At 30.7% G+C, this 19502-nt stretch carries 24 protein-coding genes; 1 reads left to right on the top strand and 23 read right to left on the bottom strand.

Annotation, left to right across the window (positions count from 1 at the left end; translation table 11 throughout):
* Positions 1 to 33 precede the first annotated feature (33 nt).
* The 5 genes from GQF29_RS16320 to GQF29_RS16300 form a co-directional block, all read right to left on the bottom strand.
* A complete protein-coding gene (locus tag GQF29_RS16320) occupies positions 34 to 489 on the bottom strand; it encodes a hypothetical protein (protein ID WP_054688634.1) in 456 nt (151 codons plus the stop codon).
* A gap of 2 nt (positions 490 to 491) precedes the next feature.
* On the bottom strand, positions 492 to 1850 hold the full coding sequence (gene mgtE, locus GQF29_RS16315; protein WP_117768882.1) for a magnesium transporter: 1359 nt from the start codon (positions 1848 to 1850) through the stop codon (positions 492 to 494).
* A 160-nt stretch (positions 1851 to 2010) separates the two neighbouring features.
* A complete protein-coding gene (gene rpsO / locus GQF29_RS16310) occupies positions 2011 to 2277 on the bottom strand; it encodes a 30S ribosomal protein S15 (RefSeq protein ID WP_008789762.1) in 267 nt (88 codons plus the stop codon).
* Positions 2278 to 2399: 122 nt separating this feature from the next.
* Positions 2400 to 3098 carry a class I SAM-dependent methyltransferase gene (locus tag GQF29_RS16305; protein ID WP_054688638.1) on the bottom strand — a complete coding sequence of 233 codons (699 nt, stop codon included), beginning with the start codon at positions 3096 to 3098 and terminating at the stop codon, positions 2400 to 2402.
* The gene (locus GQF29_RS16300; RefSeq protein WP_054325080.1) at positions 3091 to 4017 is read right to left on the bottom strand and encodes an AraC family transcriptional regulator; all 927 of its coding nucleotides are present in this window, start codon (positions 4015 to 4017) and stop codon (positions 3091 to 3093) included. The genes GQF29_RS16305 and GQF29_RS16300 overlap by 8 nt, the downstream gene beginning before the upstream one ends.
* 100 nt (positions 4018 to 4117) lie before the next feature.
* Here GQF29_RS16300 and GQF29_RS16295 point away from each other — a divergent pair, with 100 nt between their 5' ends.
* Positions 4118 to 5014, top strand: coding sequence for an NAD(P)-dependent oxidoreductase (locus tag GQF29_RS16295; RefSeq protein ID WP_117768881.1), 897 nt, complete (start codon positions 4118 to 4120; stop codon positions 5012 to 5014).
* Here the strand turns inward: GQF29_RS16295 and GQF29_RS16290 are convergent.
* The 18 genes from GQF29_RS16290 to GQF29_RS16205 form a co-directional block, all read right to left on the bottom strand.
* Positions 4986 to 5870: a DMT family transporter gene (locus tag GQF29_RS16290; protein WP_117768880.1), complete on the bottom strand. Its 885-nt coding sequence runs from the start codon at positions 5868 to 5870 to the stop codon at positions 4986 to 4988. The genes GQF29_RS16295 and GQF29_RS16290 overlap by 29 nt on opposite strands.
* A 1402-nt stretch (positions 5871 to 7272) precedes the next feature.
* Positions 7273 to 7677 (bottom strand): hypothetical protein, encoded by a 405-nt coding sequence (locus GQF29_RS16285; protein ID WP_054688642.1) that lies wholly within the window; start codon positions 7675 to 7677, stop codon positions 7273 to 7275.
* Positions 7678 to 7740: 63 nt separating this feature from the next.
* Positions 7741 to 8223, bottom strand: coding sequence for a DUF6609 family protein (locus tag GQF29_RS16280; protein WP_117768879.1), 483 nt, complete (start codon positions 8221 to 8223; stop codon positions 7741 to 7743).
* Between the two features lie 53 nt (positions 8224 to 8276).
* Positions 8277 to 8717, bottom strand: a complete 441-nt coding sequence (locus GQF29_RS16275; RefSeq protein ID WP_054325084.1) for a DUF695 domain-containing protein — start codon at positions 8715 to 8717, stop codon at positions 8277 to 8279.
* 112 nt (positions 8718 to 8829) lie between these two features.
* Positions 8830 to 9384: a hypothetical protein gene (locus GQF29_RS16270; protein WP_054688648.1), complete on the bottom strand. Its 555-nt coding sequence runs from the start codon at positions 9382 to 9384 to the stop codon at positions 8830 to 8832.
* A gap of 126 nt (positions 9385 to 9510) precedes the next feature.
* Positions 9511 to 10725 (bottom strand): IS110 family RNA-guided transposase, encoded by a 1215-nt coding sequence (locus GQF29_RS16265; protein WP_054325087.1) that lies wholly within the window; start codon positions 10723 to 10725, stop codon positions 9511 to 9513.
* A 1185-nt stretch (positions 10726 to 11910) separates the two neighbouring features.
* Positions 11911 to 12048 (bottom strand): hypothetical protein, encoded by a 138-nt coding sequence (locus GQF29_RS16260; protein ID WP_160340845.1) that lies wholly within the window; start codon positions 12046 to 12048, stop codon positions 11911 to 11913.
* A gap of 79 nt (positions 12049 to 12127) precedes the next feature.
* Positions 12128 to 13045 carry a dihydroorotate dehydrogenase gene (locus GQF29_RS16255; protein WP_054325089.1) on the bottom strand — a complete coding sequence of 306 codons (918 nt, stop codon included), beginning with the start codon at positions 13043 to 13045 and terminating at the stop codon, positions 12128 to 12130.
* On the bottom strand, positions 13038 to 13796 hold the full coding sequence (locus tag GQF29_RS16250) for a dihydroorotate dehydrogenase electron transfer subunit (RefSeq protein ID WP_054325090.1): 759 nt from the start codon (positions 13794 to 13796) through the stop codon (positions 13038 to 13040). The genes GQF29_RS16255 and GQF29_RS16250 overlap by 8 nt, the downstream gene beginning before the upstream one ends.
* Complete coding sequence (locus GQF29_RS16245) at positions 13796 to 15070, bottom strand: dihydroorotase (RefSeq protein ID WP_117768983.1); 1275 nt, start codon at positions 15068 to 15070, stop codon at positions 13796 to 13798. Before GQF29_RS16245 ends, GQF29_RS16250 begins: the two co-directional genes overlap by 1 nt.
* Positions 15063 to 15935, bottom strand: coding sequence for an aspartate carbamoyltransferase catalytic subunit (locus tag GQF29_RS16240; RefSeq protein WP_054688652.1), 873 nt, complete (start codon positions 15933 to 15935; stop codon positions 15063 to 15065). The genes GQF29_RS16245 and GQF29_RS16240 overlap by 8 nt, the downstream gene beginning before the upstream one ends.
* Before the next feature lie 112 nt (positions 15936 to 16047).
* On the bottom strand, positions 16048 to 16533 hold the full coding sequence (coaD, locus tag GQF29_RS16235; RefSeq protein ID WP_054688654.1) for a pantetheine-phosphate adenylyltransferase: 486 nt from the start codon (positions 16531 to 16533) through the stop codon (positions 16048 to 16050).
* A 3-nt stretch (positions 16534 to 16536) separates the two neighbouring features.
* Positions 16537 to 17088, bottom strand: coding sequence for a 16S rRNA (guanine(966)-N(2))-methyltransferase RsmD (gene rsmD / locus GQF29_RS16230; RefSeq protein WP_054688655.1), 552 nt, complete (start codon positions 17086 to 17088; stop codon positions 16537 to 16539).
* A 7-nt stretch (positions 17089 to 17095) separates the two neighbouring features.
* Positions 17096 to 17443 carry a YlbF/YmcA family competence regulator gene (locus GQF29_RS16225; RefSeq protein ID WP_054688657.1) on the bottom strand — a complete coding sequence of 116 codons (348 nt, stop codon included), beginning with the start codon at positions 17441 to 17443 and terminating at the stop codon, positions 17096 to 17098.
* A gap of 8 nt (positions 17444 to 17451) precedes the next feature.
* Entirely contained in the window at positions 17452 to 17613 is a 162-nt protein-coding gene (locus GQF29_RS16220; RefSeq protein WP_236916455.1) for a YlbE-like family protein, read from the bottom strand.
* Between the two features lie 13 nt (positions 17614 to 17626).
* Positions 17627 to 17935, bottom strand: a complete 309-nt coding sequence (gene ylbD, locus GQF29_RS16215; protein ID WP_236916454.1) for a YlbD family protein — start codon at positions 17933 to 17935, stop codon at positions 17627 to 17629.
* A 31-nt stretch (positions 17936 to 17966) separates the two neighbouring features.
* Entirely contained in the window at positions 17967 to 19178 is a 1212-nt protein-coding gene (locus tag GQF29_RS16210) for an FtsW/RodA/SpoVE family cell cycle protein (protein WP_054688659.1), read from the bottom strand.
* On the bottom strand, positions 19175 to 19435 hold the full coding sequence (locus GQF29_RS16205) for a UPF0223 family protein (protein WP_160340844.1): 261 nt from the start codon (positions 19433 to 19435) through the stop codon (positions 19175 to 19177). Before GQF29_RS16205 ends, GQF29_RS16210 begins: the two co-directional genes overlap by 4 nt.
* Positions 19436 to 19502: the final 67 nt, after the last annotated feature.

The raw sequence follows: 19502 nt of genomic DNA, 5'->3' as shown, positions 1-19502 counted from the left end.
AAAAGACAAAAAGAAAAGCATTTATGAAAATACTTATCTTTTTATCTCTAAGAAATGTTCTCTATGTATACCAATATGACCAATTCCTAAAATAATTGTAGAAAAAACAAGTAGCCAGTGTCCCTGTGATAATCCCAAAATAAGAAAGGCTATAACTGGCAAAGTCGCTCCAGCCAAAGGAATTTTTAAATAACTACAATAAAAATCAGACAATTTCTTTTCACTTTTAAAATATTGAATCCAGTACCCTTCATACATAAGCATGAAGACAAACGAAACCAAGACAAAGATATTCCAATCCATAGTTTCAAACATAATAACTCCAAAACAGCAAACAAGTACTTCGCCAAACCTTTCAAACATTAATAAAATTTTGTTTTCATGACTTGAATCATAATTCTCAGGTGTATTTTTAACCCATATCATATTAGGAATAAATAACATAAATAAGTAAACAATGCCAACAATTGAAATATATATATTCTCCATATCTATAATCCTAAAAAAATTCCTGCAACATTGAAATAAACAATTAATGATAGAGCATCAACAATTGTTGTAATAAACGGACTCGCCATAACAGCTGGATCAAATCCAATTTTACTTGCCAAAATCGGTAATGTACAGCCAACCAGCTTTGCTACAACAACAGTTACAAACAATGTCATACAAACAACAAAAGCCACAAGTATTGATGTACGATCAATAAGTAAAATTTTTCCAAAATTTGCAAGTGATAAAGTTGCCCCAACAAGAACAGAAACTTGCATTTCCTTCCATATAATTTGTGGCAATTCTTTAAACTCAACTTCGTCTAGTGACAAAGCACGAATGACTGAAACAGAAGCTTGTGACCCACAATTCCCTCCTGTATCCATTAGCATTGGAATAAAAGCAGTTAAAATTACACATGTTGATAAAGCCGCTTCAAAACCCTGTATAATCTTCCCTGTTATTGATGCAGATATCATCAATAACAATAACCATGGAATTCGTTTTCTATATGTTTCAAAAACACTGGTTTTCATATAAGGCTGATCAGTTGGCGTAATAGCAGCCATCATTTCAATATCTTCAGTTGCTTCCTCTTCTAATATATCCATGACATCATCAACAGTAATAATCCCAACTAAACGATTTTCGTTATCAACCACTGGCATAGCTGCAAAATCATATTTTTGAAATTGTTTTGCAACTTCTTCTTGATCATCTAATGTGTGTACAGTAATGATATTTTCATTCATCAAATCCTTAATGCTTTCCTGAGCATCTGCTAAAATAATTTCTCTTAATGTCACAATACCTAACAAATGTTTTTGAACATCTGTAACATAACAAATATTAATCGTTTCTTTATCTACACCTGTCTTTCGAATACGTTCAATAGCATCCATCACACTCATATATGCACGTAAATCAACAAATTCAACAGTCATAATACTTCCAGCAGAATCTTCTGGATACTTCAATAAGTTATTGATATCTCGACGTGTTTCTTTATCCGTTGCTGCCAATACTTTTTTTACAACATTAGCAGGCATCTCTTCAAGCATATCTACTGCATCATCTGAATACAAGTCGTTCATTATCTGTCCGATTTCACGCATTGTCAAAGATTCAATAATCATTTGCTCATATTCCACTGGAATATAAGAAAAAACATCAGCCGCACTATCTTTAGGTAAAAGTCTAAAAACACGTACAACATCTTCTTTTATCTCTATTGTCTCAATAATTTCAGCAATGTCTGCCTCATTAAGATCCATCAACAATTCTCTAATTTGATGATATTTTTTATCATCTAAAAGTTCTTTAATCTTAACTTCCAATTCTTCAATTCTTTCTTCCATAATTGCTCCTCCTGAATTTGATTGCTGTCTATAAAACTGGGCTCGGGAACATCATTATCTTTATATAACATGCAATCACATCCTTTCGTCACAATTCATCAATTATTATAACAAAATCAAAACAAAAAGGATATTGTTTTTTCAACAATATCCCTCATGACTATCTTCTTAATCCTAACTTATCAACTAATGTTGTATATCTATCAAGATCTTTATTTTTTAAATATTTTAACAAATCTCTTCTTCTACCAATTTTCTTTAAAAGACCTCTATTAGAATGATGATCTTTTTTGTGAACTTTAAAATGTCCATTTAATTTGTTGATATCAGCAGTTAATACAGCAATTTGTACTTCTGGAGAACCTGTATCTCCTTCTTTAGTTGCATATTCTTTCATGATAGCAGTTTTTTCTTCTTTAGTTAACATTTATGTTTCCTCCTTTTATTTAACTTAGCCAAATCCAAGGTATAGGTCGAGGACTCTTATATCCTAGAGATAGCCGCACTTGTTATTATATAGAAAGATACGAAAAAGTCAAGATAATTTCGTTAAATCTCTTTGTGATAGAAGACATGATGAAAAAAAGCAATGGATTGAAATTCAGGAATTGTACTGACTCTTTCTTCTATTTCAATCATATTTTCCTGCCACTCCTCCTCTGTTTGAACATCTTGATTTTGCTGTAAATCCCAAAATGTACGAATCCCTAAAGTTTTCTCTAATACAAAACGTTTTTCCCATCTGCAAATATCCTGATCATCAAAGTAATGAATCTCACCAAAATCTTGTGCATATCCATTTTGACCATCTAAAATTTGATGAGCAGTTGCAAATTCATTTAGCAAAACAACCATTTGCATGACTCTTCCTCTCTTATTATGTTTAACAACTGATAAGAATCCTGCCGGTTTTAAAAGTCTATAAAATTCTTTAACAATCTCTTCTCGACACTGAGCATATTCTAAAACATTGTGACACACAATGACATCAAAGGATTCTTTTGTTTGCTTTCTTAATTCCTCTAATCCGCCAATAATTTGAATAAATGAATTCTGATAAAGCATATCTTTGAACATATTTTGATTTGGCTCTATTGCAATGACTTCATTATCTTTAGCTAAATATGAAGACATGACACCATTCCCACTTCCAAAATCAAGAATTCTCTTATTCTTGATTCGCCCTAATTGTTTATATGTTATTCTTTTTTGTAAAAGTTCCCAAGTTGGAATTGTTTTTTCATTCATTATTATCACCAAATTTAATTGTATCATTATCTAAACAGGAGTCAAGAATAGGTATCCAATATTCTATTAAGCTCATACCTTGCTCATCACTCTGTTCACCATACTTCACAAAATCATACATACAATTTTGATTAAATAATAAAGTTGTTTCTAGAAACCAATGATTATAAATGTATTCTATAATATCTTGCATACTTTCTTCATTATGCCCTTTCAAGGAAAATACAATATATTGTGAAGCAGGTAAGCTTTTTGTTGTCATATTCACTGGAACATCTTTTAAATCCACCACTTCAGCAACTGCATAATAATCAAAATGAGGCTGTTCTTTATTTTTTTCAAAGAATGAATAGTCATTGATACCAACCAAAAAATCATTATCCATTCGATTTAAAATGAGATGTTTATATTTATGTAATTGATGCCAGCATTTGCCAATGACATAAAAACCTTTAGAAGTATTAGCTTTCATCCCAACAAATATCATTGAATTCTTTTCTTCAATTCTGACATCAAATATTTTTGTTTCACTTAAAGAAAGACAAGTCTCTGATAATTCATATTTCACTTGCACAGGATCATACTTTTGTTTGTGACGATAAGCATTTGGTGTCACATGATGTAATTTCTTAAAAGCTTTAGAGAAAGAACGTTGAGACTCATAACCAGCTTGTAAGGCAATATCAATAATTCTTTGATCTGTTTTCACCAATAATTCTCCTGTTTCACTCAACCGCCTTCTTTGAATATAATTATGAAGAGAAAAATGTGTTGAAGCAGTAAATAAACGATGCAAATGATACCTTGAATAACCAAAATGTAATGCAATACGATCAAGATTTAAATTCTCATCATAAAGATGACATTCAATAAAATTTAAAATCTCTTCTATCAATTCTTTGTTTGTAGATTTGTTCATCCTACCAACCTCCCTGATTCCATTATATAACTTCTTTTTGGTTTATTTGACATCAAATTTGCTATAATGCATAAAGAAAGATACCCAATCAACTTTATCCATGATAAAATATAAAAAAATTAAGGAGGAATATATAATGAAAAATATAGCATTTATAGGAGTAGGTGTTATGGGAAAATCGATGGTTCGCAATTTAAATAAAGCTGGATATCATATCACAATTTTTACACGTACAAAATCAAAAGTGAATGATTTAATAAATGAAGGTATAGACTGGTGTAACTCAATCCAAGAATGTGTCCAAAATAAAGATATTATTATGACAATGGTAGGTTATCCAAAAGATGTGGAAGATATTTATTATGGAAATCATGGAATCCTAGAAAATGCTAAGGAAAATGCAATTTGTATTGATTTTACAACATCTGCTCCAGCTTTAGCACAAAAGATTTATACTGATGCAAAAATCAGAAATATAAAAAGTTTAGATGCTCCTGTTTCTGGCGGTGATATAGGTGCTAAAAATGGAACACTTTCAATTATGGTTGGAGGCGACAAAAATGTTTATGAAGATGTTTATCCCCTTTTTCAAATTCTTGGTCAAACAATCAATTATGTTGGTCAAGCAGGACTTGGTCAACATACGAAAATGACAAATCAAATTGTGATTGCTGGAACAATTGCAGGTGTTGTAGAAGCTATTCATTACGCTCACCAAACTGGTCTTGAAACAGATACAATGATGAAATGTATTAGCAAGGGTGCAGCTGGAAGTTGGCAATTAGAACATAATGGGCAAGCCATTTTAGATAACAATTTTAATCCAGGATTCTATATCAAACACTTTATCAAAGATATGAAAATCGCTCAAAAAGAAATGAGCGATCGTGATATCCAATTAGACATATTGAATAAAGTTTTAGAAATGTATACAAACTTAAATGAAGATGAGTTAGGAACACAAGCGCTTATTCATCACTACGAGAAAGAGAATTAGTTCTCTTTTCTTTTTGCCCATTCATCATATAAATCGCAATTGCCAAAATAACAAATCCTATAAAATGAATAATATCAAATTTCTCATTCAAAAACAGCAGTGACTCAATATAAGTAATAATAGGATTTAAACTCAGAAAAAAACTTGTCTTCAAAGCCCCAATAACACCAATAGAACGCATATAAGTCACCTGTATAAATGCAAATCCAATACCTGATATTATCAAAAACAATAACCAATGAAACAAAGAAATTTCAAATAATGGTTGTAATTGAAATTGTCCTTGAACAAAACAATGAATAGTTAAAAAGAAAAAACCAAATAATAATTCATAAAATGAGAGAATCAAGGAATTATGTAATTTCCATTTTTGAATGCATACATTTGCTAACATATATAAAACCATTCCTAGAAACAAATACCAAAAACCTATTTTAATTGAAAATATTTTAAAGCGTATAGATAATAAAAAAGCAAAAACTGTCATACCAATCGCAATATATTCTTTCATATTGCCTTTTTGTTTTAATAACAACAAAGAAAACACAAAAGTAAGTATAGGCGCCAAAGCATTCATAAACGCATTATCTATCCCTTTCACTTGATTCATTCCTAAAAAAGTAAAAAAGAAATTCAAGTAAATCGCTAAAATCCCAATAGCCAATGCTTTTTTCTTATAATCATAATCAAAAGAAATCTTTTTCCACTTTAAGTAAATCCCTAAAAAAATAAGAGATAAAAAAACACGCATTGTAGCCAATAATAAAAATGGTATTTCATCCAGAAGAAGTTTCATAACAATAACATTACTTCCCCAAAAAAAACTTGCCAATAAAAGTTGTATATATATAGACATAGAATCACCAAGATAAGTATGCACACTTATTTATAATTTAACAAAAAAATAAGCAGAAAATCTGCTTATTTATTCTGCACAATAGATAAAAATTTAATTACTTCCATTGATAAAAAGACAACCAGTCCCTTATTATCTGTATTCGATTATGCAGGTTGTGACTTTTATATTACATATATGCTTATGTGTCACCAGCGAGAATGAATTGTAGTAATTATGAATGGATACCACTATAATCTACATTTAAGGAGATGTTTTTAGAAAAGTTCAAAAACTTTAAAGATGAGATTCATATCACTATGGAATCCACAAGTTGTTATCATTTGCCTATCTCTTATTTTTAGATTAGAAATAAAACGGTATAGATACCAAGATATTCATAACCATAAAACAGATTGTATTGATTCATTAATCATAGCTCAATATGACATTGATTTTTTGATATCGCATAATGCGACAGATCGATAGAACTCAAGAGCATCAGGAACTCTGTCTATTAGGGAAACAATACGAGCAGTATATGAAATGCATCGCTTATTGCTAGTTACTCAATCAACTGATTGTTCAGACCATGCCTAATGTATATAGATTATTAGATATTTCAATCGCTATAATGGCAAAGATAAGCTATATGACTTCGTTTTTGACTATTGGCATTGCGATAATATTGCAAAGAGTTCAAAGAAATTATTCATTAAAAAGTATCTTAATTAGTTAAAGAAAAATGAATACCGCCACAATGAAAACGAAGCCCACAAACTCTGTTTCATATTTCAATCAAGTATCACCACATTTCCATCTTACTTAGCATCAACAAAAATGCTTTTCCAAGAGGCGGTAACAGTTCTAAAAAAAATTAATTCTTCCCTCTTTATCATTTTAAACCAAATGAGAAATTTAGCTAAGAATACGCCTGAATACAGCATAGTTCTTTCGATGGGTGGCGTTAGAGAAACACTAGCCCCAAGACATATTGCAGAAATAGGAGATCTCGCTATTTTCATAGCACTAAAGTACTGCTGGGTGTAGATGCCCTCTATCATCTAATCAATTCACAGGCACTAAACGTCATATATCAAAATGCGATTCTTCAACATTAAGAAAAATAAGATATAAATTATTGGAATCTATAAACAAGCATTGATTGATGGCATTAGATGTCAATTCTTTTTAAAGAAACGTGAAGAAGGAAAAGTGTATAGAGTATCTCTGATAGCTGACCATAATAAATTTTTAAAGATATATCATCCACGTGTATCAAAAATATTGAATGAATCAGAAATAAGTAACACCAAACAAACTAGTGAAATACACATTTCTATTGCCTTTTCATTATTCCGTAGCAAAACTATAAAATATTTTAAAAATATACTTAATTTCTATTAGCCAGTTTGTATATAACTCAACTCTCATCATGAATAACTTCTAGTCCGTATTTATTTATCACTAAGAAGTAACAAAAACCTATTAAAGTTCCAACTATACCATATACTGCATCTAAGATATCAGTTGTGTTCATAAAACCCATTACTGTTTCGCATAAAATATTTGCAACAATAATAAACACTCCCAATAAAATGATTTTATGAAATGTCTTTTTTTGCAAAATCCAAGTAAAACCAACACCTAAATAGAACACCAAACTTAATGCAAAGTTTGAAATATGAGAATTTATTTCTGCATTAATCACTATTATGTCATTATTAAAGACACTCATCCAACGTGTGAATGCTAGTATAGCAGCAAATAAAATCAAAAAATTATATACAATTTTTGTTACCTTTTTGGGCTTTAATTTATCATTCATTATCACGCTTTGCTCCCTTAAAAAATTATAATTTTACAGTTTGACAAACTGAAATTTGTAGTTCTATATAAACAATAATGCAATCCCCATAACAATTTTCAATAGTGCATCTATTAAAAGTGTTATATAAACAGAACTATCTTTTTTGACAAAAGAATATATAGCATTCAAAGTAACTAGAATACTTAAAATAATAGTATAAATTGAATTAAATGGTAGAAAGTGTATTCCTACACTAAATAAAATTCCTACAATTACATATTTTTCACCTTTGTTACCTAACAAAATATAAGATAACATAATACCTATGATTAAAATTATAAGAGAAGGTATAGAATAAAAATTACTATTTGATGATACATTCAAATATGACTTTATAGGATTATCAGTCATCAACATAAGAATACCAAAAGTATAAAGGAAACCAAATGTCATCCACGCATATTGCATTTTCCTTGTTTTATAATATACTGAACACATCAAAAACATTGATAACCCCATAATAATTAAAAATAATCCAAGAAGTCCCTCTTTGCCCTGTATCATAATTTCCTCCACAAATTCTCATTTTCACAACTCTATAAACTAGAATTTCACAATCAATACCTCAAAAAATCAGGATATAAGACATGTTTATAATATCCCATATTATCATTTGGATAAATTCCTGTTATTAAGTCTGTATCTATTGTTTCTTTAATATAATCATTCCACTTAATATCTAAATTTGAAGCAAATGTAATATAACTGCTTCCACCAAATGTGGCTGTGCCCAAAAATACAACATTATCTTCGAATGTATTCTTTACCATTTCAAGCACTCTTTCTTCCAAAACTGCTAATTCATTTAGAAATTCCTTATTTGGTAAATCGTTGACTTCTTCTCCACTATATTTTAATTGAATATAGAAAGTATTATTGTAATTTTTATTAACATATTTAGTATCAACTCTTACACTTAACTTTTGATCTCCTAGCATATCTTGATAAACTTTCCAAGACTCTTTTTCTTTCTTTTTTATTTTGCTAAATAACCCCATAATCATTCCCTCCCAATCTTAACTACAAATTCTAATTTATCACTTCGATAAACTGGAATTTGTATAATTATTTCTGAATAAAAAACCTATTCCATTATATGAATTTATTTATTTATTTGAAAATTTCATTTAATAGTGCTAATTCATTAGAAACATTTGAAACATGACTACCTTGACAATATGTTTCTTCTAAGGGCCACTCTTTTAAATCAAGATAATTTCTGTCATAAATAATATCATATAATTTTAAATATAAACTAAGTGGAAATTCTTCGTCCCATTCAGTCCGATAACCGTATATTCCAACTCTCTCAATTAGTTTTGTCAAACTATCAAAAAGAGTTTTTATAAATTCAATGTAATCACATTGAATTTTTGTTGTTTCTATTTGTTTTTTTCTAGTTTCATCTTCAAAACAATTGATTTGTATAATTAAATTATTCTCTTTCTTATATAATAACCAATCATCAATAGCAGGTTCCCAATATGCAGTAAATTTTTCTCTATTCATTCCTTCAATGTACCCACCTATAGACAATGTTGCTTTTAATAAGTCATTCAAAAAATTTGAAATCCAACTATAATCAAAATACATCTTTTTTTCTTCGGTTACAATTTCACCCTTGATCCAACCTGCTTCCAATGTTATAAAATTTATTTTAATCATATGCTCCCTCCTACAAACCTGCTAATAAAAGTCAACATATTTTTGACTTTATTTACTTATGATTATACACCACGCCAAAAAGACCAGCAAGACTGGTTTTTTTTATTTTATCCTCTCAGCTAGGATTTATTGTATTGTTTTATTCAATACCTCTTTTACTTTAGCGTAATAGATTCTTAAAAATTTATTATATCCTGCAATCATTGCTACTCTATAGGCTTTTCCTTCAGCTCGTTTTTTCATAAAGAATTGACAAACTGCATCTTCATTAAGTTTCACTTGATGCTTATTGATGGAATCCATCAGTTCATATCCAATCTTTCTTAACGTTGATGATCCTCGTTTTGATATATGACGTTTTGTTCCTATAAATTGACCAGATTGATATGGTGGTGCATCAATCCCTGCATATGCCACAAGCGCCTTACCACTATGATACATGTGTGTATCACCTATCTCTGCAATTAATCTTGGTGCTAATGTTTCTCCTACACCTCCCATGGAAAGTACTGTACTGTATTCAGGCATGGTCTTGGCTAATTCTCTCATTTGGTTTAAAATAGTAAAGAGAGATAGATTGATTCCTTTCAAAACATTAACTGCTTCTTGTACAAGTAATTTGGTTGATTGTGCAGTTGAAGATAATGTTGAGATACTTGTTTTAGCGAGAACATAAAGCTGGCGTGCTTCTTTTTCGTTTTGATGGTATTCTTTTTTCTTTAGCCAATTGAGATACTTTTTAATAAATACTTTTTCAGAACTCTTTATAATATTATCGTTATGCCAATAGTCATAAGCAAAATCTGACAGTTTATCTTTACCATTATTACGATTAAAACCACTCAATAATTCATAAACACCAGGCATTGTTTGATCTAGTAACCCATTGAGAGCCTGACAACGTGCCACTCGACTTTTCATAAATTGCTCATATTGTCTTCCCAATAAGCGTAACTCTTGACGTTCTTGCACTCTATCATTTTGTTGCTTTACACGATACCAAAAATCTATGCCATACTGCGCTATAATCATGGAATCAATACGATCTGTTTTTGGATTACGGATTCCCTGACAACGATAACGCTTCATCTCTAAAGGATTTATTATTGAAATAAAATAACCTTTAGATTTGAGGTACATGTAAATAGGTAAATGATAATTACCTGTTGCTTCCAGAGTAATATGGATTTCTTCATTAAACTTACTGAGATTTTTAATCAATCGATCCAACTCTTCTGTAGTGTGTTTGTAGTCTTTTGGACTTAGCAGTACTTCGCCATATGCTTTCATAGCACATACTGTACTTTTTCCTTTTGAAACATCAATCCCTACACTAATCATTAAAAAAACACCTCCTAAATGTAGATTATAGTGGTACCCATTTACACTTACTATAACTCATTTTCGTTGGTGACACGTAATCTTTTATAATAAAAGTCACAACCTGCCTAATCGAGTATAAATAATAAGGGAATGGCTAACTGTTTGTGGACGGGAGTACTGGAGTATCCCTATTCTAATTACGTTAGACCACTACACCCTTATTATAAAAGCAAGTGCAGATGAATGTAACTACCATCTACACTTATATAGTACGAAATTCTAATTTGTAATCTTATCTTCATCATATCACTTTTACCTTTCAACAACAAATATATATTAAAAAATGACCAATTATGCTTCATGATAACTGGTCACTTTCTATTTGTTTTTCACGACATTTTTGCGTTTTTATGGAAAAGTCAGCAGTTTTATCTAACATCGTATACTGTCTGTATGCATCCAAAAGCGCCCGATTTATTGGCTGTTTTAATTTATATGCTATCTGTGTGGTACCTGTAGAGACCTCTACTTATTCTTGATATGAGCAAGAGGATACAGTCACCTAGAGATTGTTTTACTATTTTTAAATTTGATTTGACAATAGAAATCTCCTTTATCATATAATAAATAACAAACGCAAATCATAAAAAATAGTTTCTGCCTTTTGAATTTTTTCTAATGCATATTTTTTCTCCAATGGGATATAACAATAAGCAATCAATAATTTCATCAAGAGAAATTGCAGTTAAATTAACAAATGATATATAGAAAACAATAATATTGATAACGAGAAAAGTCCATTTATACTTTTTTGCAAAAGGAAGTAGAAAACGATATTAATAATAATCTCAATGTGTGAATTTTTGACCAATAAAAGACGATAGAATCAAAACGATCTCCAATTCTAAAACCATCATAGGTATTTCTAATATACATAGAATAAACAAAATAAATACATAGCCTTTCATAAAAATAACAATTTGCAATTAATCGATAAGAATAAAGAATAAGAGAACCCCAATGACAAACAAGAGCAACAGCATAACCAATTCTTAAAAATGCTTGATTGCTTCTTAAAATAATTCTTTTTGAAATTGATATAATATAAAAATTTTGCCAACTTGTCGTTATAATAACTATAAGCAATAAGAGAAAGAGAAAAACTATCCCCAAATATCCATACTGTTTTTTTGCTAAAGAAGGTCATTCTTCTTCAATTATACATTCAATAAATATCTTGTACCCATCCGATTCCAAATTACCAACAATTTCATTTGTAACAATTCTTGAATATCTAAAATCGAACTGTTTTGCTTGATAGTCATGTTCTTTTTTCAACATCTTTAATTATCAAAATCAATCCCCTCACTTTCTTTTACACCGTAAAAGTCAAGACATAAAAAAAGATGCATAATGCATCTTAATATTGATGAGATTTTCCAACAATTTCATTAATATCTTTAATACCCATTTCATCTAAGATTTCATTCATCTCTTGAATAATTTTTGGACATGCATATGGATCAACAAGATTTTGACACCCTACAGCAACAGCGTTTGCTCCCGCTATCATCATTTCAATAGCATCTTTACCACTTGAAATTCCACCCATTCCAATAATAGGTATAGAAACAGCTTGTGAAACTTGATAAACCATTCTTAAAGCAACAGGGAAAATCGCTGGCCCACTATATCCACCAGTTTTATTAGCAATAATTGGTTTCCCCGTTTTCAGATCAAAACGCATACCAATCATCGTATTGATCATAGTAATGCCATCAGCACCTGCTTCTTCAACAGCTAAAGCCATATCAACAATATCAGTAACATTTGGAGATAATTTGACATAAACTGGTTTACGGCTTACAGCTTTTACTGCTCTTGTAACCTCAGCAGCCATCTCTGGATTCGTACCAAATTGAATGCCTCCACAATGAACATTTGGGCAAGAAATGTTTAATTCTAAGGCTCCTACCATGTCATGGGCAGATAAGCATTTGGCTGTTTCTACATAATCATCAATTGCACTTCCGCCAATATTGGCAATTACTTTATCAGTGTATAACGGACGTAATTTCTCTAATTCTTCATTGATAACTGCATCAACCCCAGGATTTTGCAAACCAATTGCATTTAACATACCGCTAGGTCCTTCAGCAATTCTTGGTAAAGGGTTTCCAAATCGAGGTTCCAGTGTTGTGCCTTTTAGCATCATCGATCCCAAAAGATTGATATCATAAAATTTAGCAAACTCATAACCAAACCCAAATGTTCCACTTGCTGGAATAACTGGATTCTTCATATCTAACCCTGGTAAATTCACTCTTAAATTAGCCATTAACAATCACCTCACTCGAATGCAAAATCGGTCCTTCTACACAAATTCTTTTATATGGCTTTGTTTTGGTCTTGCATGAACACCCCATACAAGCTCCAAATCCGCATCCCATTCGTGCTTCAAATGAAAGATAGCCATTATCAGGATACTTCTCAACCAAAGCATCTAACATTTTTTCAGGACCACATGTATAATAAACATCCATATCAAATCGTTGCTGTTGTAAAACATCAACGACAGTTCCTTTCATCCCTAAACTGCCATCCATTGTAGCAATATATGTTGGACACAATTTCTCAAACTCTTCTTTATAAAATACATCATTTTGACCATTGAACCCTAATATAGCCGTTACTTTAACTCCCTTTGCCAATAAATCTTTTGTTAATTTATACATTGGCGGAACTCCAAGTCCACCACCAATCACAACTGCTGATTGATGGTCCAAATCAATAAAACCATTACCCAAGCCAGTTAAACAATCCAATTGATCCCCGACTTCCTTTTTTGAAAGTATTTGAGTTCCTTCACCGACTACTCTAAAAATAATTGTAATATGAGACTCATCATAATCACAGATACTCATTGGTCTTCTTAAATAAGGCTGTAATGAATCTGTAATTTTAATATTAATGAACTGACCTGGTGCAGTGACATAGCTAGCAGCTTCACCCTCTAAAATCATTTCATAAACATCTTTGACAAGTTCTTTTTTAGAAAGAATAGTCATCATTCCTTGATAATTTGCCACTATAATTCCCCCATTTCCACTAATTTTCCATTCATAATATTTGCTACAATCTGACCTTGACAATGCACTCCAATAAAGGGTGTATTGATAGACTTAGACTGAATATCTGCTTCTCTTATTTCAAATTCTTTATCCAGATCCACAATACATAAATTTGCGACATCACCAATGTCAACTGTTCCCTTTAATCTCAAAACATGTGCTGGTCCTATTGTTAATGCATCCAAAATTGTTTCTAATGATACTAAATTTTTCTTAACTAAATATGTATACAGAAGTGGAAATGCATGTTGAATGCCAATAATTCCAAATGGAGCATCTTGTATTGGTCGATCTTTTTCTTCCCTAGCATGAGGCGCATGATCAGTTGCAATAACTTTGATTGTATGATCATTGAGTCCTTGAATTAAAGCAGCATGGTCTTCAATTGAGCGCAATGGCGGATTCATTTTATAATTCGGATGACAATCTTTAATATTTTCTTCTGTTAGAATTAAATGATGTGGAGAAACTTCTCCAGATACAGGCAATCCATCTTTTTTAGCTTGTCGTAAGAGTTCAACAGTTTCCTTTGTTGAAATATGACACACATGATATCTATTGTTATATATCTTGACAATTCCTAAATCGCGCGCCACCTGCTGATATTCAGAAGCACTATTAATCCCAATCAAATGATGCTCTTTGGCATACTTGCCATCATGAATACATCCTCCATGAAGTTCACGCTCATCTTCACAGTGAGCCACAATGATTGAATCTATATTGCTTGCAAGCTGCATTGCCAGTTCCATCATCTCATCACTTTGAACACCTTTTCCATCATCTGAAAAACCTAAAACAATATCTTCTTCAACAACATGCGCCATATCTACTAATTCTTGGCCTTTGAGGTCTTTTGTAATGGCACTATATGTATAAACATTCACATAAGCATCTTTTTCTACACGCTTTTGAAAATCTTGAATTGTTTCTATATCATCCATACATGGTAAGGTATTAGCCATTGCAACAATCGTTCCATAACCACCATACAACGCACTTAAACTCCCTGTTGCAATTGTCTCTTTATGTTCAAATCCAGGTTCTCTTAAATGTGTATGAATGTCTATAAAATTATGTGAAACCATTTTTCCTTTTAAATCATATGTATGAATATCAGTTTGTATATCTGGAGCAATTTCTTTGATTTTTCCATCAACAATCAATATATCTACGTTCTCAAATTTTTGATTTCTATATAAAGAAGCATTCTTTAACAAATAACTATTCATTTTCTAACACCTCATGAATCATCGCCATTCTTATAAACACACCATTATGCATTTGTCTAAAAATACGACTCTTTCCACTTTCTACAAGTTCATCTTTAATTTCAACATCTCTATTTATAGGAGCTGGATGCATAATAATTGCAGTCTCTTTTAATCGTTTATATCGTTCTAATGATAAGCCATAGATTCGATGATAATTTTCTTTAGAAAAATCTTCATCACCAGCATGTCGTTCATGTTGTACACGCAATAACATAACAACATCCATATCTTCAATTACATCATCAAAATCAACATAGTTATAGCCATCTTGCTTATATTCTAAAGGACCAGATGTATAAACTTGCATTCCTAATCTTTGCATAACATCATAGTTAGAATGAGCTACTCTTGAATGTAAAATATCTCCTACAATAACAACTTTCAATCCTTCAAAATGACCGAATTCTTCTTTGATTGTCATTAAATCTAACAGCGACTGTGAAGGATGATTTCCTTTTCCATCACCCGCATTTAAAATAGGAATATGAATTCCTTCTAATTGCTTATAATAATCATCATCAGTATGTCTAATAACTAAAGCATCACACCCTATACTTTCAAACAATTTACATGTATCATATAAAGTCTCACCCTTTTTTAAACTAGAGTTACTGGCTTCAAAATTTTGTGTACGGCATCCCAAATTTCCAGCTGCCATGTCAAAACTATAATGTGTTCTTGTTGATGGTTCAAAAAACAAATTAGCAACGACCTTTTTTTGATGATAATCAACAGTTTTTCCATTTTTAAATGCAATGGCTTCATCAATTAAATGATGAATTTGTTCTAAACTCAAATCACTCAAATTCACAATATTCTTCATGTCCTTCTCCTCTCAAAAAAAATATACCTCTGTAGGTATATTGATTCTTCATGAATAGATATACCCTTATCCTTAATATCATATCAAATGTATAATATTTTGACAATTTATTCTACTCATTTATTTTTGTTTTTAATGCTTTTTCTACAATGTGTGGTACTAAACCAGAAACACTATGATGATGTGAAGCTATTTCTTTTACTGATGATGAAGAGATAAAAGAATGATTTGGTCTTGTCATTAAAAAAACCATATCTACACTATCATCTAAATATTGATTAGAAAAAGCTAGTTGTAACTCATACTCAAAATCCATTGTCGCACGTAACCCTCTAACCAATACACTTGCTCCAACTTTTTTAGCATATTGAACAGCCAATGCTTCACTACTATCAACAGTCACATTATCAAACTGAGATGTAACTTCTTTTAACAGAGTCATTCTTTCTTCTAATGTAAACATAGTTTGTTTAGATGGATTGTTAAAAATAGTCACATATAAATGATCATACATGCGACTTGCACGTTCTATAATATCTAAATGTCCATTCGTTACTGGATCAAACGTTCCAGCATATACTGCTTTGATATTTTTCATTCCTTACTCCTCATATACAATTATCTGCAAAGTTGTAATTCCATAAGATTGCTGTTTTTTTAATACAAATGGTTCTTTTATTTCAATCACTTCTTCATTTAAATCCTCAATAACAAGTAAGCACCCTTGTTTAAGCATACAGTTTTTAACCAGAAAATCAAGTATTTTTTGACTGATTTTCAAACCATATGGTGGATCTAAGAAAACCAAATCAAATTGAATATTCTCATTGGCGAATTGTTGCAAAGCTTTTTGATAGTCCATCTTATAAACATGAGCAACATCTTGAATCTTTAAAGTTTGAATATTTTCTTTAATCGTAGCAAAAGCTTTATATTGTTTATCAACACTATAAAGTTCATCCATTCCTCTACTGATGGCTTCAATTCCTAAGCCACCACTTCCTCCAAATAAATCCAAACAGACTCCACCATTAAAAAAAGGTCCGATCATATTAAATAAATTTTCCTTATTCTTATCTGTTGTTGGTCTTGTCAATTTAGAATCCACGCTTTTTAATTGTCTACTTTTAAATTTACCTGCTATAACTCTCATAATAACCTCATAATGTCAACTGATGAAAAGATAATTCTTCACTTATACCTTGAAAAATGATTTCTGTAACTTTTTCTAGTAAATCATTTAGGGCATAATAATTTTGATAATAAGATTGAATCTGAGGGTGCTCAAACAGTTCTTTTTTTACTTCTTTTAACTGCTCTTTTAAATCATCAGAAGTCATATAGTTCTGATATTGTTTCACCCTCAAATAATCTTCTTGTAACATTTGATGCCTTGATAACAGCAATACTATTTTTTCATCATGTAGTTTTTTTTCAGATTGTAAATATTGTTGAAAAATTTCATCAACATAAATTGCTTCTATTAATTCATCTATTTCTTTATACATTGTTTCTCCTATAATAACATTTCAATCATTTGCAGCATTGTTCCAACTTTTTCAATTCGATCAGCAAATGTTAATTTGTTCTCAACTTTATATTGTTCTATCATTGTCGGAAATTCTTGTGGATATCGTGAAAGGATTAAATACCATTTCGGATGTAATCTTAAATACATCCGAATTTCATCATTAATCATCATACCATTGTTTTTGTTGAGGTTTTTGATCATCTTTCACAACAAATCCACTAACTAAATCTAAAATCTTTTGAATACCATCAAAACTTTTTGATAATGCATTCAAATCCACATTCTTTACAATATCTAATATACCGCTTAAATCCATCTGTGACTTTTTATAAGGTTCCCACATTTTATCATTTTCACCATATAAAACATAAAACTCATATAATTGCTGCCAAGTATAGCGACCACTCACAACATCATCTTTTACTGATGGTATCGTTCTAACAAACGCTTTAAAATCATCTATTTCCATATTCTCACCCATATTAGAATATGCCAAAAGTCTAGATTTGTTCTTTTAAAGTATCACGATTGTATTTTGCTATAATAGATTGTGCTATTCCAATACCTATCATAGCCGCCCATGTTGATGAACCACCTGATGATATTAATAACAAAGGAACACCAGTCATTGGAATCAATCCAGATACCCCTCCGACATTAACAACCAGATGTGTAAAGAAATATATTCCAACACCATAGAGTATTAATTTACTTTTGGTTTCTTTCACTTTCATACCATACTGAAACATTTTATATATAATAATACAGTATGGAATTAAAAACAACATAAATCCAGCCAATCCCAATTCTTCATATATAATTGGAGCTATAAAATCATTATGGGATTCTGGTATGTATCCATATTTTTGACGCGATGCTCCAAACCCTTTTCCAAACAATCCGCCTGCTGTAAAGGCAATAAGAGCATTTGTTAACTGCCAACCATCATTTTGAACATCATATAAAGGGTTCAACCATGTATATATACGCCCTAACTGGTGAGGTTTTAAAACAAACGCTGCTCCAAAGAGAACCATAACACCAAAAATCAATAAAATAATCAATGCAAGTTTTTTATATTTAGAGTAATACGGCCTTGGAGTTATAAAAAATAATACCATACAAACAAAAGCCAAAATCAACGCACTTCCTAAATCTTTTTGGACAAATGCTCCAATAGCAAACGCAAAAACAATGGCCATAATAGGTTTAGCAACACAATACATAAATTTTCTTTGCTGTAAAACTTCACGTTTAGACTTAGAAATATTTTTAGGTATCTGACAAAATTCTTCCATCTCACCAAAATGAAAAGATAAAAAGAGAATCATAAAAATTTTCATAAACTCTGCTGGTTGAATTGTAAAAGAACCAAAGCGAATCCAGGCATGAGATCCTTTAACAGCGGTAAATGCCAAACATGAAAGCATTAATGCGATTCCAATAAAATAAAGAATCCATGTTGAACTAGAATTCACCCAACTCTTTTTAAAACAACGTGTTAAAAAAATCATAAAACAAAAACCAGTAACAACAAATATAATTTGCTTAACCATATTAATTGTTGCATACGCAGCTCCCATAGAAGCTGTTTGACCAACTGATGCACTTCCAATCATAACAATTCCAAAAATAGTTAAAATAACAACGCATGCATAAACAGTTTTATCAACACCTCGACTTTTAAATATCCTTCTAATTAAAGTAATCATCGCATGTCAATCCAATCACTGTTTTTTGATCTTTGAAACACTTTATATATAGAATAATGTGATACTCTTTCAAATTCAGCATTAATTTTCTTTTGTTCACTTTTTGAATCTACAACCATCGTAAAACGACGATAACATTCCATAAATTCCTTTTGAGAAATTCCTTCCTCATAAGCTTTCTCAACTGCATTATATAATGACATCACATCAATAATGTCTTGGGTACTCCAATAAGGATCCAATGGATAATCATACATGTCTCTCACTTCCTTGTCCTAACCATTATACATGATATCTAAAAAAAATAAAATAAGAATTGGGTAG

Source organism: Coprobacillus cateniformis (assembly GCF_009767585.1).
Classification (GTDB): domain Bacteria; phylum Bacillota_I; class Bacilli_A; order Erysipelotrichales; family Coprobacillaceae; genus Coprobacillus; species Coprobacillus cateniformis.
The sequence above is the reverse complement of the archived record's forward strand: the minus strand, read 5'-3'. Positions and strand labels throughout refer to the sequence as shown.